This is a genomic window from Bacillus sp. TH25 (genome assembly GCF_016650935.1).
Classification (GTDB): domain Bacteria; phylum Bacillota; class Bacilli; order Bacillales; family Bacillaceae_G; genus Bacillus_A; species Bacillus_A mycoides.
In genome coordinates this window covers 190,175-204,645 of record NZ_JAEKEU010000002.1, presented here as the reverse complement: position 1 = coordinate 204,645, position 14,471 = coordinate 190,175, and the positions used below count along the sequence as shown (strand labels likewise).

At 33.6% G+C, this 14,471-nt stretch carries 16 protein-coding genes and 1 pseudogene; 13 read left to right on the top strand and 4 right to left on the bottom strand.

Annotation, left to right across the window (positions count from 1 at the left end):
- Window positions 1-51: 51 nt before the first annotated feature.
- Both JFT89_RS01105 and JFT89_RS01100 read left to right on the top strand, forming a co-directional pair.
- Window positions 52-642, top strand: a complete 591-nt coding sequence (locus tag JFT89_RS01105) for a histidine phosphatase family protein (RefSeq protein WP_002065036.1) — start codon at window positions 52-54, stop codon at window positions 640-642.
- Between the two features lie 6 nt (window positions 643-648).
- The gene (locus JFT89_RS01100; RefSeq protein WP_201039375.1) at window positions 649-1,425 is read left to right on the top strand and encodes a Cof-type HAD-IIB family hydrolase; all 777 of its coding nucleotides are present in this window, start codon (window positions 649-651) and stop codon (window positions 1,423-1,425) included.
- 7 nt (window positions 1,426-1,432) lie between these two features.
- On the opposite strand, the gene JFT89_RS01095 is transcribed toward JFT89_RS01100, so the two are convergent.
- Entirely contained in the window at window positions 1,433-1,894 is a 462-nt protein-coding gene (locus tag JFT89_RS01095; RefSeq protein WP_002065039.1) for a DinB family protein, read from the bottom strand.
- A 171-nt stretch (window positions 1,895-2,065) separates the two neighbouring features.
- Here JFT89_RS01095 and alr point away from each other — a divergent pair, with 171 nt between their 5' ends.
- The gene (alr, locus tag JFT89_RS01090) at window positions 2,066-3,241 is read left to right on the top strand and encodes an alanine racemase (RefSeq protein ID WP_201039374.1); all 1,176 of its coding nucleotides are present in this window, start codon (window positions 2,066-2,068) and stop codon (window positions 3,239-3,241) included.
- Between the two features lie 158 nt (window positions 3,242-3,399).
- Here the strand turns inward: alr and JFT89_RS01085 are convergent, their stop codons facing one another.
- Window positions 3,400-4,266 carry a GNAT family N-acetyltransferase gene (locus JFT89_RS01085; RefSeq protein WP_201039373.1) on the bottom strand — a complete coding sequence of 289 codons (867 nt, stop codon included), beginning with the start codon at window positions 4,264-4,266 and terminating at the stop codon, window positions 3,400-3,402.
- Window positions 4,267-4,289: 23 nt separating this feature from the next.
- Window positions 4,290-5,168 carry a protein kinase family protein gene (locus tag JFT89_RS01080; protein ID WP_201039372.1) on the bottom strand — a complete coding sequence of 293 codons (879 nt, stop codon included), beginning with the start codon at window positions 5,166-5,168 and terminating at the stop codon, window positions 4,290-4,292.
- A 413-nt stretch (window positions 5,169-5,581) separates the two neighbouring features.
- On the opposite strand from JFT89_RS01080, the gene JFT89_RS01075 reads away from it, so the two are divergent.
- Together JFT89_RS01075 and JFT89_RS01070 are read left to right on the top strand one after the other, a co-directional pair.
- Window positions 5,582-6,790 carry a macrolide family glycosyltransferase gene (locus tag JFT89_RS01075; protein WP_002065043.1) on the top strand — a complete coding sequence of 403 codons (1,209 nt, stop codon included), beginning with the start codon at window positions 5,582-5,584 and terminating at the stop codon, window positions 6,788-6,790.
- A gap of 183 nt (window positions 6,791-6,973) precedes the next feature.
- Window positions 6,974-7,830: pseudogene (locus tag JFT89_RS01070) on the top strand (YitT family protein).
- 44 nt (window positions 7,831-7,874) lie between these two features.
- Here the strand turns inward: JFT89_RS01070 and pdxR are convergent.
- Window positions 7,875-9,275, bottom strand: a complete 1,401-nt coding sequence (pdxR, locus tag JFT89_RS01065) for a MocR-like pyridoxine biosynthesis transcription factor PdxR (protein ID WP_201039371.1) — start codon at window positions 9,273-9,275, stop codon at window positions 7,875-7,877.
- Window positions 9,276-9,406: 131 nt separating this feature from the next.
- Between pdxR and JFT89_RS01060 the strand changes: the two genes are divergently transcribed.
- The 8 genes from JFT89_RS01060 (at window position 9,407) to JFT89_RS01025 (ending at window position 14,368) form a co-directional block, all read left to right on the top strand.
- Window positions 9,407-9,829, top strand: coding sequence for a GNAT family N-acetyltransferase (locus JFT89_RS01060; RefSeq protein ID WP_002065046.1), 423 nt, complete (start codon window positions 9,407-9,409; stop codon window positions 9,827-9,829).
- A 147-nt stretch (window positions 9,830-9,976) separates the two neighbouring features.
- A complete protein-coding gene (locus tag JFT89_RS01055) occupies window positions 9,977-11,104 on the top strand; it encodes a metallophosphoesterase (protein WP_201039370.1) in 1,128 nt (375 codons plus the stop codon).
- Window positions 11,105-11,335: 231 nt separating this feature from the next.
- Window positions 11,336-11,902, top strand: a complete 567-nt coding sequence (locus JFT89_RS01050; RefSeq protein ID WP_016094194.1) for a GNAT family N-acetyltransferase — start codon at window positions 11,336-11,338, stop codon at window positions 11,900-11,902.
- Window positions 11,903-11,908: 6 nt separating this feature from the next.
- Window positions 11,909-12,469 (top strand): 2'-5' RNA ligase family protein, encoded by a 561-nt coding sequence (locus JFT89_RS01045; RefSeq protein WP_002065048.1) that lies wholly within the window; start codon window positions 11,909-11,911, stop codon window positions 12,467-12,469.
- Window positions 12,466-12,951, top strand: a complete 486-nt coding sequence (locus tag JFT89_RS01040; RefSeq protein ID WP_016094193.1) for a GNAT family N-acetyltransferase — start codon at window positions 12,466-12,468, stop codon at window positions 12,949-12,951. Before JFT89_RS01045 ends, JFT89_RS01040 begins: the two co-directional genes overlap by 4 nt.
- 12 nt (window positions 12,952-12,963) lie before the next feature.
- The gene (locus tag JFT89_RS01035; RefSeq protein WP_201039369.1) at window positions 12,964-13,353 is read left to right on the top strand and encodes a cupin domain-containing protein; all 390 of its coding nucleotides are present in this window, start codon (window positions 12,964-12,966) and stop codon (window positions 13,351-13,353) included.
- Window positions 13,334-13,762 (top strand): GNAT family N-acetyltransferase, encoded by a 429-nt coding sequence (locus JFT89_RS01030; protein ID WP_002127034.1) that lies wholly within the window; start codon window positions 13,334-13,336, stop codon window positions 13,760-13,762. The genes JFT89_RS01035 and JFT89_RS01030 overlap by 20 nt, the downstream gene beginning before the upstream one ends.
- A gap of 309 nt (window positions 13,763-14,071) precedes the next feature.
- Window positions 14,072-14,368 carry a WXG100 family type VII secretion target gene (locus JFT89_RS01025; protein ID WP_000918598.1) on the top strand — a complete coding sequence of 99 codons (297 nt, stop codon included), beginning with the start codon at window positions 14,072-14,074 and terminating at the stop codon, window positions 14,366-14,368.
- Window positions 14,369-14,471: the final 103 nt, after the last annotated feature.

Here is a 14,471-nt window from a genome sequence, read left to right as displayed (position 1 = left end):
AATGTGATATAATGGAATCTTGTGAATATTAAATGAGGAAGTAGGGGAAATATGCAAATACTACTAATACGCCACGGTGAATCAGAAGCGGATATTTTAAATGTACATGAAGGTCGAGCTGACTTTGAATTAACAGAAAAGGGAAGACAGCAAGTACAAAGACTTGTACAGAAAGTGAAAGCAGATTTCCCGCCAGATTTCATTTGGGCAAGCACATTAAAACGTGCCCGCGAAACTGGTGAAACATTAGCAGGAGGAATTGGGTGCCCAATTCAACTAGAAGAAGAATTAATGGAGTTTAATAATGGGGTACAAGCAGGGTTATCATTTGAAGAAGCGAAAAAATATCCAGAGCCAAAATTTCTTCATGATCGTTTTGAAAACGGGGAATCATTTATTGAATTTAGAATGAGAATAGAAGGAATTTTTTCTAAAATCGTGACAGAGAATACATATGACCGAATTGCAATTGTTGCACACGGTGGTGTAATAAATAGTATTTTACGAGCTTTTTTCCAAATGCCAATTAGCATGGACTATTATTTTAAAATGGGAGATACGGGAATTAGTTTGATTGAAATTGAGGGTGCACAAAAAACGGTACATTTCATAAATGATACGAATCATTTGGACGGGATGTAAGGACCTGTGTACAAAGTTGTATTTTTCGATGTTGATGGTACCCTTTTAAGTGAGATTGATAGAAGTATGCACGAAAGTACAAGAGAAGCGATACAAAGGTTAATAGATAAAGGGATTCACGTAGTTGTTACAACCGGGAGACCATATAGCTTATGTTCACAATTTAAAGAGCTGGGCATAAACACGTTTATTTCTGCAAATGGTGCACATATAAAATGTAGGGAAGAAGTTATACATAAATCGGTACTTTCAAGTGAAATTGTTCATGATATTTCAAATTTCGCTGAATTACATGGTCATAGTGTTTCTTATTTTACAGAAGAATTTGCAATGAATGGTGTTGCCTCGAAAGATGAACGTGTAATACGAGCACTAAACGAAACGTTAAATTTAGAGCAGTATCCTGACAAAGTCAGAAACTTGTTAGAAGAGGTTTATTGTGTATGTCTGTATGCTGATGAATCAGAAACTCAAAAATTTTTGAAAAGATATCCAATGCTTACGTTTGAACGTTTTCATGGTTACGTTATGAATGTGTTGGAAGATAATAAAGTATCGAAACTAACTGCAATTCAAAAGGTATTGGAACATCTGAAAATTTGTAAATCAGAAGCAATTGCTTTTGGTGACGGTGGAAATGATATTGAGATGTTACAGTATGTAGGACTAGGAATTGCGATGGAGAATGGTGGAGAAGAGTTAAAAACAAGAGCAGATTTCGTTACAAAGAAGGCGAGTGAAGGTGGTATTTTATTTGCCTTAAAAAAGTTTAATGTCGTCTAACATACCTTTATTGAAATAAAGGTATGTTAGGATCTTTAACGTGCTCACATAATAAAATATGAATTTGCCCGCGATGATGATAAAAATGTGCAACGATTTCAAGCAACCATTCGAATCGAGAGTAAGAAATACCCCAATAAGCAGTCATAGTTTCCGCTAATTCTTCATTGGAATAGGATAAAAAAGTTTTAGAAAGTAAATCGTACCCTTGTATCATCGTTTGCTGTATTTGAGTAATTGTTTCTGGTGTTTGTTCTATATAAAAGGTATGTAAGTCTTTTTCCGTAATACCATTTAATATGAGTAAATCAGCATGGAAAATAAGGGAAAGATGTGTGCACATTTCAAATAATGACCGCTTTGATTCAATCGGCTTTATTTTCAAATCACTTTCAGTATATTGGTTCAGTATTTGAATGGAAGTATCGATAGCAATTTTAACTTGATTCAATGCAGATGGAACAAACATTGTAATTATTCTCACCTCCGTATATAATAGTATCTTAAGGGTATTATATCATACTCAAAATTCCGAAAATTCTAGTAGTTTGACTAGCATAGTGAAAAGTATTATATTGTAAAAGGTCATATGAAACGTGAAATAGAATGGAATGTAATTATTGAGTTAGGAGTTAGACCAATGAGCTTGAAATATGGAAGAGATACAATTGTTGAAGTTGACTTAAATGCGGTAAAACATAATGTAAAAGAATTTAAAAAACGTGTGAATGATGAAAATATTGCAATGATGGCTGCTGTAAAAGCGAATGGGTATGGTCATGGGGCAGTTGAAGTTGCGAAATCGGCTATTGAAGCAGGAATAAACCAACTTGCAGTTGCATTTGTAGATGAAGCAATTGAATTAAGAGAAGCTGGAATCACTGTACCTATTTTAATTTTAGGATATACACCAGTAGCAGCTGTAGAAGATGTAATTCAATATGACGTTATGATGACTGTTTATAGAGTAGAAGATTTACAAGGTATAGATGAAGTTGCAAACCATCTTCAAAAGAAAGTGCGAATTCATGTGAAAATTGATACAGGAATGAGCCGTATTGGTTTACAGGAAGAAGAAGTTAAACCGTTTTTTGAAGAGTTAAAACGTATGCGATATGTAGAAGTAGTAGGGATGTTTACACATTACTCTACCGCTGATGAAATAGATAAAACTTATACAAATATGCAAACAAATTTGTTTGAGAAAGCTGTAAATACAGCGGAAGAATTAGGAATTCATTTTCCATATATTCATAGTTCAAACAGTGCAGGATCAATGGAACTTAGTAACACATTTCAAAATATGGTTCGTGTCGGTATTGGAATTTACGGTATGTATCCTTCAAGAGAAGTGGATTATACAGTTGCTTCCTTACAGCCAGCGTTGTCTTTAAAATCAAAAGTAGCTCATGTTAAACATGCGAAGAAAAATCGTGGTGTTAGCTATGGGAATACTTATGTAACAACGGGCGAAGAATGGATTGCAACTGTACCGATTGGTTATGCTGATGGTTATAATCGTCAGCTATCTAATAAAGGGCATGCACTAATAAACGGAGTACGAGTACCTGTAATTGGCCGTGTTTGTATGGATCAGCTTATGCTAGATGTTACAAATGCAATGCCAGTACAAGTAGGAGACGAAGTTGTATTCTACGGCAAACAAGGTGAAGAAGAGATTGCGGTGGAAGAAATAGCAGATATGTTAGGTACAATTAATTATGAAGTTACATGCATGTTGGATAGAAGAATTCCACGTGTTTATAAAAAAAATGATGAAACGACTGCGGTTGTAAATATACTAAGAAAAAAATAAGAAAAAACTGAATCGATATGATTCAGTTTTTTTATTTTTGACAAATGGAAAATGTTCTATTTATACCGTGTAGTTGTATATTGTTACATCCTACAGATTTTAAAGAGGTAATAATTTCGTCTCTAAAATAACATGATTCCTCGGTAGAAAAGTCACTCCTATTCCAACAATCTATAATAATCATACTTTGTCATAATTTCAAAACCACATTGTGTATATAGTTTTAAAGCATTGTTATTTTTCGTTTCGACGTCTAGTTCAATTGTTGAAACTCCTTCTGTAATAAGTGTATGTACCATATAACTAAGAATATCTTTACCATATCCTTTACCTTGATAAGAAGGATGAACTGCAAATCCTGATAGTGTAGTAGATTGCTCTTGCTCAGTAACTGTAATCGTTCCTATCACTTTTTCATCGATAAGAGCACTGTAAACTTGATGGGAAGATGAATTCATCATCTTTTGTAACCATGTGGATGTATTTGCTGCCGAATCTCCAAAAGCTTCACTAGCGATTTCTATAAGATCAGGAAGTAATTCAGAAGATGCAACGGTAAGATTAATATTATTTTTCATTGTTTTTTGTGCTTCGTTTGTTTTGAACGCCATACCGTATTCACTGTATAAATAAGGAAGGTTCATTTGTTTTGCAAATGATTTTCCTGAAATAGAGTCACCATTAATTATAAGAAGGGCTTCATCTGCCTCTCTTTTTTGTATTTCTTTCATTGCGGTTTGTAAAAGAGTAGTGCCTATATGTTGTTTCCTATAGTTCGGATGAACAAACCCTATTAACTCCAGTTTTGTCGGTCTTTCAAAGTCATACATACTTAATGCACCGATTAATTGAGTATCATCATAAAATAGAAAATCATTTATCACATCTTTATTACGAGCAGTTAAAAAGTTGACATGTAACTCTGACGAGTAATCAATTTGATCGTGTTGCCCGCAAATATGTGCTAAACCTTTCATTTGCTGAATTTCGTTTGTTGTTAAAGATTTCTTTTTTTCAATATTCATTTCATAATCCCTCGCAATCGTTATTAAAAATATGATGGATGACGTAACCACTTTTCTAACTCCACATTCCCCTGAACAGATAATAAGCGATATAAATATCGATAGGGCTGTCTACATTCTTTAAGACGAGGAATGGGCATAATGGTCTCATAACCTTTTTTAAAAGCACAAGCTTCTTTTTCAGTAAATACATATTCTAATCCAATAAAATCAAACTCTCGTGGGGAAATTGCATAAGCCTCTGTATCTACTAAACCAGTAATAGATTTGCCATCTGATAAAAACTGAGTAGGGTCCATATCAATTAAAACGAGTGTAGATTCCTTCGGTGACGGCAAGGAAGAGAGCTGTGATTCAAAAGTATGAAATGCGTTATGTATGCTCGCATTATCGGAATAAAACATATTTACAAGGTTCTTGCTTACTTTTAAAATGTGAGATTTAAATTCTTCTAGTGGAACTTGGAAAGTACCAGAAGGGTTTCCTGTGAAATTAGCTTTAAATGAATGAACCTCTGCTAGTCCTTTTCCAAGGCTGAATAAAATAGAATCAGGTTGTCCGATAAATGATTGCAGTGTACTTCCGGTTAGTTTTTCGGCGATTACATACTCTCGCCCATTTAAAACATGTTTTTGCAAAATAGTAGGGATGGGTAAGGTAGTATGCTTTTTCAATAATGCGTGTATTGTTTCTAAATAATGTACGTTCCTTGGATCAATTCCAAAAAAGTTTTTACATCCCCACCAAAAATCATTGTTGGGCTCTTCAGTCATTTTTGAGGAACGAACAATAACTTCTTTAGCCTCTGTTTTAACAAGAAATACGTCGCTTGCATGGTCTTCATAACCTGGGTGTAAAGTTTGAACAGATAAAATAGGTGAATTGAATAGTTGTTGTAGCATGAAAGGACTCCTTATTCTGTAAATTCTATAAATTCATTATATAACAGAATATGTACTACGTGGATAATGATAGGGGATAATACAGAACATAAATAAATTTATAGTGAGAAATTAGAATGGAAATTATATTTTTCTGGTTTTGTATGAATTATCAAAATAATTCTTCGGGTGATTAACGTGTAGAAATGCTTGAATGTAAAGTACGTATTTAATAGGATATGGAGAGCAAAAGGGGAAATAAGTATTCAGTTATAAGCTTTTGTAATCGTAATAGTGCGGGATATAGAAAATATTTCTCAATAATAAAATGAAGAGAAACATATGAAGAAGTAGAATAGATTCCTTTATAATAGATTTAAATTAATTAACTTGATTAATTATTAAGTTTTGTTAGATGGAAAGGAGAGAATGTTATGGCGAACGTACTCGTAATAAATTTTCCTGGAGAAGGCCATATTAATCCGACGCTAGCAGTTGTTAGTGAGCTAATTCGGCGTGGGGAAACAGTCGTGTCATATTGTGTTGAAGATTACAGAAAAAAGGTTGAAGCAACAGGTGCGGAATTTCGAGCATTTGAAAACTTTCTTTCGCAAATCAATATTATGGAACGAGTAAATGAAGGTGGTAGTCCTTTAACCATGCTATCTCATATGATGGAAGCATCAGAACGTATTGTTACTCAAATAGTAGAAGAAGCGAAAGGAGAAAAGTACGATTATTTAATATACGATAATCATTTTCCAGTAGGACGTATTATAGCGAATGTTTTACAATTACCTAGTGTTTCTTCTTGTACAACTTTTGCTTTTAATCAGTACATTACTTTTAATGATGAGCAAGAATCGAGACAAATAGATGAAACTAATCCACTATATCAATCTTGTTTAGTTGGAATGGAAAGATGGAAAGAGCAATATGGAATGAAATGTAATAGTCTGTATGATATTATGAATCATCCTGGTGATATTACTATTGTATATACTTCAAAAGAATATCAGCCGCATTCGGATGTATTTGATGAATCTTATAAATTTGTCGGTCCATCAATTGCTACTCGTAAAGAAGTGGGTAGTTTTCCTATTGAAGATTTAAAAGATGAAAAAGTGATTTTCATTTCTATGGGAACAGTTTTTAATGAGCAACCGGTGTTGTATGAGAAATGTTTTGAAGCGTTTAAAGATGTAGATGCGACGGTCGTATTAGTCGTTGGCAAAAAGATAAATATAAATCAATTTGAAAACATTCCGAATAACTTTAAGTTGTATAATTATGTGCCACAATTAGAAGTTTTACAACATACTGATGTATTCGTGACACATGGAGGTATGAATAGTTCGAGTGAAGCGTTATATTACGGTGTTCCGTTAGTTGTAATTCCGGTAACAGGAGATCAGCCATTAGTTGCGAAACGATTAAATGAAGTAGGGGCAGGCATAAGACTTAATCGTAACGAATTAACTTCTGAACTGTTACGTGAAACTGTAAAGAAAGTAATGTGTGATGTGACGTTTAAGGAAAATAGTCGTACGGTTGGAAACTCGCTTCGAAATGGTGGTGGGTATCAAAGAGCGGTTGAGGAAATATTTAAATTAAAAATGAAGCCGTTTTCAAAGCTTAAGTAGATGTTAAAAACACACTTACTACTTTTAATCTGTAAGTGTGTTTCTTGTATTAGCCTTTAAATAAATTACATAAAAACCACTGTAATGGTGAAACTTTTGTGTATATAAACCGGTATCTTTGTATTAGTAGAAAAATTACGGTAAAATAATACTAAGAAAATATATAAGTTTTGGGGGTAATGAATGAAAAAATTATTCGAATACGTATTATTAACAATTGGATCTATTATTGTAGCTGGTTCACTGGAACTTATTTTAGCCCCTAATGGATTAGTAGATGGCGGGGTAACGGCCATTGCTATTATGGCAAATAAAGTTGCAGGATTACCGCTTTATGGAGTTTTTTAGGACTTAATATTCCTATTTTACTATTTACTGCAAAAGTAATGGGAAAGAAGTTTTTTATCCGTACATCCTATGCAAATGTTGTTACAACACTCGGATTGATCTATTTAAAGCCATTTCCAGCTATTACGACTTCAGAATTATTAATTGTACTTTATGGAGGAGTACTATTTGGTGTTGGTGTTGGAATCGTTGTAAAAATGGGCGGAGCAATTGATGGATCAGAAATGTTAGCTGTTTGGATGAACAAGCATTTTAAAGTACCAATTAGTACATTTTTACTTACTGTAAATGCAGTTATCTTTGTATTTGTTGCTATTTTATTTTCAATTGAGCAAGCGATGTTCTCATTAGCAATTTTCTATATTGTTACGAAGATGATTGATTTCATATTAGACGGTATTAATCAAGGAAAGAGCGTCATGATTATTTCGAATAAAAATAAAGAAATTGGCGAACTGCTTATGAGAGAATTACAACTGTCTGTTACGTATCTACATGGAGAAGGTGGTTTTTTAGGAGAGCACCAGAGAATTATTTATTGTATTACAAACCGTTTCATTTATCCGAAAATGAAAGATCTCGTTCTCTCTGTAGATCCAAGTGCTATAATTGAAGCTTCTTATTCAACAGAAACAACTGGTGTAAAGCGTCCAGGAAGGACAGCTCGATCAGGAGACGTATCAGAAAAATAGTGTGTAAAATAACTCCACATAAGTATAACTTATGTGGAGTTATTTTACTTAGGGAACCAGGCTTCCTTTAGTAATTTGACTACAATTTCGATACTATCTTCGGGAATGCTGCCGAAACCGAGTAGTACATATGACGCCTCGCTTAAATTATGTACAGAATCATATGTAGAGAGTGGGTATAATTTGATTTGTTGTTTTGCAGCAGCATGAATAAGTTCTTGTTCGTTCATACCATTATGAACATGAAGTACGATATGCAGTCCAGACTGTTCGCCAAGTATTTGAACACGAGATCCCATTTCATTTTTGATAGATTTAACTAGTAATGTGTGCTTTCTTTTATATAACGTACGACTACGGTTCAAATGGCGCTCCCAATCACCATTGTGAATAAAGGTTGCAAAAGCGAGTTGCTGTATTGTGGAAACAGTTTGTTTAAACTTACCTTCAAGATCTTTATAGATTTTTAATAGATGAGTTGGTAAAACGATATACCCCATTCGCAAAGAAGGTAAGAAGGATTTCGAGAAAGTTCCCATATAAATAACGCGTTCATTTGAATCTAGTCCTTGTAAAGAGGGAATAGGTTTTCCTACATAACGAAATTCTCCGTCATAATCATCTTCAATAATATATCCTCCGCAATCATTGGCCCATCTTAATAATTCGAGCCTTCTAGATAATGGCATAATCATTCCAAGAGGAAATTGGTGTGATGGAGTGACGTATGCTACATTGGAACGTGATTCACGTAAAGCTGAAATACGAATCCCTTTATCGTCTAATGAAATAGGGTGAACAGGAAGACCAGAACTTTGAATCATGGCAGTTATACGGTGAAATCCAGGGTTTTCGATTCCGTATTCTTTTTTTGAACCAAGCAGTTGAAGTAGTAGCCAAAGAAGAGGCTGCGTACCGGCTCCGATAATAATTTGATCAGGTGAAGAATGTACCCCGCGGGCATGGTATAAATATTTTGAAATATGCTCTCGTAGAACGAACTCACCTTGAGGATCTTCTCTAGCAAATAATTCATTTTCATATTGGAATAAAGTTTCTTGTAAAGCTCTTTTCCAGTTTGTAATTGGAAAAGCTTTTTGATCAATCAGCCCTTGGCTACAATCATAGTCATATTGTTCTTTTTTTATATTGTTAGCGCTGTTTGACACAACTTGTTGTTTATTTTGAATGACATCAATATCAACTTCTGCAACAAAAATCCCACGTTTCGGTTTACTTTCTACATAACCTTCAGCTAGTAATTGTTGATAAGCAGATTCAACAGTAATACGGCTAACATTAAGTTGTACCGCTAAATTTCTGTGAGAAGGAAGGCGTGTACCGGCAGGCAGTGATCCCTGAGAGATTTCTCGTTTCATATATTCGTAAATTTGTAAATAAATTGGTGTTTTACTTTCTAATTGCAATGGGATAGTAAGATCCATTTTATGAATTCTCCTTTAAAAACTGGCCATATAAAAAATAATCGAACTGTCACTTAAGTGAGGGGCAGTTACTTTTTATAATAATGATATAACATTTAGAAAATTTTATAAATAGTAAGGAGAGAATCATAATGAATATTAGAGAAGTAGTAACAGAAGCTGATTTACATGATGTATTCCCCGTATTACAGCAATTACGAACGAAACTTTCAAGAGAAGAAGCAAGTTCTTTATTTCAAAAAATGAAAGAAGAAAATTATAAACTACTTTCGTTACAGAATGAAGATGATGAAGTTGTTTGTCTTGCTGGTGTAGCAATTTGTACGAACTTTTATAATGAGAAACATGTTTTCGTATATGACCTTGTAACTGCGGAAGCTCACAGATCGAAAGGATATGGTAAAGTTCTTCTGTCATATGTAGAAAAATGGGGGAGAGAAAAAGGGTGCAATTCTATCGTTCTTACATCAGCGTTTCCAAGAGTTGATGCCCATCGTTTTTATGAAAGAGAAGGCTATGATAAGGTAAGTTATTCTTTTTATAAAGAGTTATAATATTAAGTAGGTTCCGTGTGTAAAAATATATGGAACCTATTTTCTTTTACAGATTTGAGCTAGGAACAGGTCTAGTAATATAATTTGTCGAATATTAGAAATTAACAAGGGAATATTGTATTTAGAGAATGTTAGGAGCGTTTATACTTGGAAAAAATAAAGAAATTATCTATACCAAATGATGTAAGAGTCATCATTATTTCTGATATTCATGGAGAATTAGATCTTTTTAAGGAACTACTACATAAAGTTAATTTTAAAGATGATGATTATTTAATTATAAATGGCGACCTTTGTGAGAAGGGGAACGATAGCATTGGCGTCGTAAACTATGTCATGGATTTAGTAGTTAGCAAGCCAAATGTTTATGTAATTGAAGGGAATTGTGAAGTTGTAGTTGAAGCGCTTGTAAATGAAAATCCTGCGCTAATAAATTATTTATGTACGAGAAAGAATACAATTTTTAATGAATGGCTAGGGCAATTGAACATTACAGTTAATGAAGAAAGTGATATTTGTGAAGTGAAAAACATATTGATGGGCCATTTTTTAAAAGAAATAAAGTGGCTAACAGAATTGCCAACTGCTATTGAAACTGATGATTATATCTTTGTACATGCTGGCCTTGAAGATAGAGAGAATTGGAGACAAACAGACAGGAAAAATGCAATTGCAATACCAGAGTTTTTTAATAAGTCACATAGTGCGGATAAGTACGTAATTGTTGGGCATTGGCCTGTTGTGAACTATTCCGAGGAGGCGCCGTCTAACAATCCAGTTATTGATAAGGAGAAAAAAATTATTGCGATTGATGGTGGTAATGCGATTAAAGAAGCAGGGCAATTAAATGCATTTATTATTCAGAGGACAACTTCAGCTGATACGTTTTCTTATACATATGTAGATCATTTTCCACAGTATGAAGTATTGGCTGATTTTAATGCGAATTCAGTAATGCAGGGCGGGGTTACATATCCACATTATTACATAGAACCTGTGGAGAGAATGAAAGGTTTTACCGTATGTAAACAACTAGGAACAAATGAATTACTTCATGTGAAAAACGAGTATATAAAGCAACTTGAATCAGGTGAGTATACAGTGAAAACGGATATTTCTTGTGCGCAAATCAGTATTAGAAAAGGGGATACAGTTTCTTTAATTGATGGTAGCTGCATGGGATATGATTTAATTAAAAAAGATGGTGTAGAGGGCTGGATAGAGAAAGGGATTCTACTTGAGGTAGAAAAGAAGGGAAATACAATATTTAGCTAAAATGGGAGGGATATAACCTCCTGTTTTTTATTAACTATGCTACGAGTTCGTACTTCATCTAATTTTTTCCGAAATTCCGTTTCTAGATTAAACTCGAAAAAATTGGTTAATTTACATAAATAATTCGTATCTTATAACAAAATTATACAATATAGAGTAGAGTTTTGTTTTGATTTTTCTGAAAAAACATTATAATTGTATATGAAATAAAGAGGAATGTAGGAGGAAATTATGCAAAACGTTATATTAAAGGGGAACAAAGTTACAATTCGTACAATAGAAGAATCAGATATCAAAACATTATGGAGCTGCATATATAAAGAAGAAAATCCAGAGTGGAAAAAATGGGATGCACCATACTTTCCAATAACAATGCAAGAATACACGCGATATAAAGAAAACTCACAAAAACGTTTAATAGAAGAGCCGCTATCGAATTTAATTGTCGAAAATGACGGTCAAATTATAGGGACAGTCGGATTTTATTGGGAGCATAAACCGACGCGTTGGTTAGAAATGGGAATCGTAATTTATGACCCAGCATACTGGAATGGTGGATATGGTACAGAAGCATTAACATTATATAGGGACTTACTTTTTGAAAATATGGAGATTGGTAGAGTAGGGCTTACAACTTGGTCTGGCAATGAAAGAATGATGAAAGTAGCAGAGAAAATAGGAATGAGCTTAGAAGGAAGAATGCGAAAATGCCGATATTATAACGGGACATACTATGATTCTATTCGAATGGGAATGATTCGTGAAGAATGGGAAGTGCTATGTGTAACGAAGGGGTGAGGAAGCATGTACGCTATCATTGCTACATTTGATTGTGTGTCTACTAATAAAGTTAGAGAATTGCAAAATGAATTAACGAATATAATTGAAACAAATGAACTAGCCGGAGTAGAACCACATATAACATTGGCTGATTATAAGGAGTTAGATATTAATTTATATACGAAGAGATTAGAGGAGTTTGTAGCTTTTCAAGAGAACATCTCCACTGTAACTTTTCCTTCTGTTGGAACTTTTCCTACTAACGGAACGATCTTTCTAGCACCAACCATTACTGATGAGTTATTAAGACTTCATCATTCTTATCATGATTATTTCAAAGTTTTTCATGATAATCTACAGTCATATTACGTACCAGGAAAATGGGTGCCGCATTGCACGATTGCAAATGGGTTAAATTTAAATCAATTTTTAAGTGTAATGGAATGTATATATGAAAAGTTTGATGTTACACTAGCTTCGATTGAGAAGTTAAAATTAATTAAGGTAAATTATGAAAATGATTTTGCCATTTCTTCTAGTATATTAACAGAATATAATTTAAAGAGAATGGAGACATCGAGATGACATATGTAATTAGAGAAATGAAGCAAGAAGATATTCATGCTGTACAAAACGTAGCGAAAATAGCTTGGCATGATACTTACGAAGGAATTATTCCGGGAGAGATTCAAGACAACTTTTTAAATGAAGCGTATTCCGATGAAAAAATGAAATATCGCCTTGAAAATACACATTTATTTGTTGCGGAAGAAGAGGGAGAAGTAATTGGCTTTGCAAATTTTTCACCAATTAGACTGCAAAACGAAGCAGAATTAGGTGCAATTTATTTGTTGCCAGATCAGCAAGGGAAAGGGATAGGGACAGCTTTGTTACAAAAAGGGATCAAGACGTTAAAAGGGATTCGAAAAATGTACATTCATGTAGAAGCGGAAAATGAAAAAGGAAAACGATTTTATGAAGCAAAAGGTTTTGCGGCTTTAGAGCAATTTGAAGAAGATTTCGAAGGGCATATGCTGCAAACAGTGAGAATGGTTTTATACATATAAGGAGGATCAGAAATGAAAATTTTTGATTTCAGTGAAAAAGTGGGAGAGCATATATCAGCATTTCAATCTAACTTTATAATGTCAAAAATATTAAAACATCAAGGGAATATACATATCGGTTCTATGCATCTACAACCGAATGGAGTTATTGGATATCATGAAGCAGTTGTATCTCAACTGCTTCTAATTGTACAAGGAGAAGGATTTGTTTGCGGATCAGATAAAGAAAAAGTGAAGATAGGAGCTGGACAAGCTGCGTTTTGGGCGAAGGGCGAGTTACATGAAACGAGTACGGAAAAAGGATTGATGGCAATGGTAATTGAGTCAGACGGTCTTGAAAATGGTATTTCAATGATGATTAGAGGGCAGGAGGGAGAAAGGAATGATTACAAAAGCGGATGAGGAAGAAACGAAACAAATATTACATTATGCAGCTCAATCACTTTTCGAAGGAACGAGAGGAAATTGTCAACTAAGTACGGAAAAAGCGATTGAAATTACAAAACCTTTAGTAGAAAAAGGGGCATATTATATAGTTACAAAGGAAGAAAATAAAGTAGTGGGATGGATACTAATAGGAGAAAATGTGGACTATTTCTCTCGTGAAAAACTCGGTTTTATTTATGAATTGTATGTTTTTTCAGAGTATCGTGGGAGAGGATTATCACGAAAACTAATGAAAGCTGGGATCAAGGAACTACAAGAAAAGTATTCAGAAATTCGCTTGAATGTATTTACAGGGAACTTTGCAAAAGAAATGTACGAAGATTTTGGCTTCGTTGAAAGACAAGTAATCATGACGTTGAAGTGAGAAAACGATTTTAAGTGGGCGAAGAAACAAGAAAAAGAAAATGAGTATGTAATTTGTAAAGGTTATATTCTGAATTTTGGGTAAAAAAGGTTTTCTTTTTATTATTAAATAGAGGTAGAAACGCTTAGCAGTCCTTTTAAAAAAAACAATAAATTCATATTATATAATATAATGTTATTATGTTAAAAGAGAAATTTTGGAAAAATATCATTTTTTTATTTAGAAATTTTTAAATTATTGATATAATCAATTTGTAGAATTGATTTTGGTTTAATTTTACTATTTTTAAATTTTAAGGGGGATTTAATAATGGCAGGACAAATTCGTATGTCACCAGAGGAGCTTAAATCAAAAGCGACTCGATATGGACAAGGTGCAAATCAAATTGAGGACATTTTACGTCAGTTACAAAACTTACAAAATGAATTAAGAGGAGAATGGGAAGGTCGTGCTTTCGAAGGTTTTGATCAACAGTTCAATCAATTAAAACCAAAAGTACAAAACTTCGCAGAGCTATTACAAGAAATTAATATGCAGCTTAATAAGACTGCAGAGGCTGTTGCTAGACACGACGAAGATCTTTCTCGTAATTTCGGTCTACAATAAAAACGGGCAAAAGAAATATATAATTTAGCCATGCAACTTTCGTTGTATGGCTAAATTGCTTTAAAACTAGAGTAAGATAAGGAGTCCTTAACTTAATAGACTC

What these genes read in the sequence shown, in the direction of transcription:
- JFT89_RS01045 (WP_002065048.1), top strand. Translation starts at nt 11,909, where the DNA reads ATGTACGCTATCATTGCTACATTTGATTGTGTGTCTACTAATAAAGTT.
- JFT89_RS01030 (WP_002127034.1), top strand. Translation starts at nt 13,334, where the DNA reads ATGATTACAAAAGCGGATGAGGAAGAAACGAAACAAATATTACATTAT.
- alr (WP_201039374.1), top strand. Translation starts at nt 2,066, where the DNA reads ATGAGCTTGAAATATGGAAGAGATACAATTGTTGAAGTTGACTTAAAT.
- JFT89_RS01050 (WP_016094194.1), top strand. Translation starts at nt 11,336, where the DNA reads ATGCAAAACGTTATATTAAAGGGGAACAAAGTTACAATTCGTACAATA.
- JFT89_RS01085 (WP_201039373.1), bottom strand. Translation starts at nt 4,266, where the DNA reads ATGAATATTGAAAAAAAGAAATCTTTAACAACAAACGAAATTCAGCAA.
- JFT89_RS01025 (WP_000918598.1), top strand. Translation starts at nt 14,072, where the DNA reads ATGGCAGGACAAATTCGTATGTCACCAGAGGAGCTTAAATCAAAAGCG.
- JFT89_RS01075 (WP_002065043.1), top strand. Translation starts at nt 5,582, where the DNA reads ATGGCGAACGTACTCGTAATAAATTTTCCTGGAGAAGGCCATATTAAT.
- JFT89_RS01040 (WP_016094193.1), top strand. Translation starts at nt 12,466, where the DNA reads ATGACATATGTAATTAGAGAAATGAAGCAAGAAGATATTCATGCTGTA.
- JFT89_RS01095 (WP_002065039.1), bottom strand. Translation starts at nt 1,894, where the DNA reads ATGTTTGTTCCATCTGCATTGAATCAAGTTAAAATTGCTATCGATACT.
- JFT89_RS01035 (WP_201039369.1), top strand. Translation starts at nt 12,964, where the DNA reads ATGAAAATTTTTGATTTCAGTGAAAAAGTGGGAGAGCATATATCAGCA.
- pdxR (WP_201039371.1), bottom strand. Translation starts at nt 9,275, where the DNA reads ATGGATCTTACTATCCCATTGCAATTAGAAAGTAAAACACCAATTTAT.
- JFT89_RS01105 (WP_002065036.1), top strand. Translation starts at nt 52, where the DNA reads ATGCAAATACTACTAATACGCCACGGTGAATCAGAAGCGGATATTTTA.
- JFT89_RS01060 (WP_002065046.1), top strand. Translation starts at nt 9,407, where the DNA reads ATGAATATTAGAGAAGTAGTAACAGAAGCTGATTTACATGATGTATTC.
- JFT89_RS01080 (WP_201039372.1), bottom strand. Translation starts at nt 5,168, where the DNA reads ATGCTACAACAACTATTCAATTCACCTATTTTATCTGTTCAAACTTTA.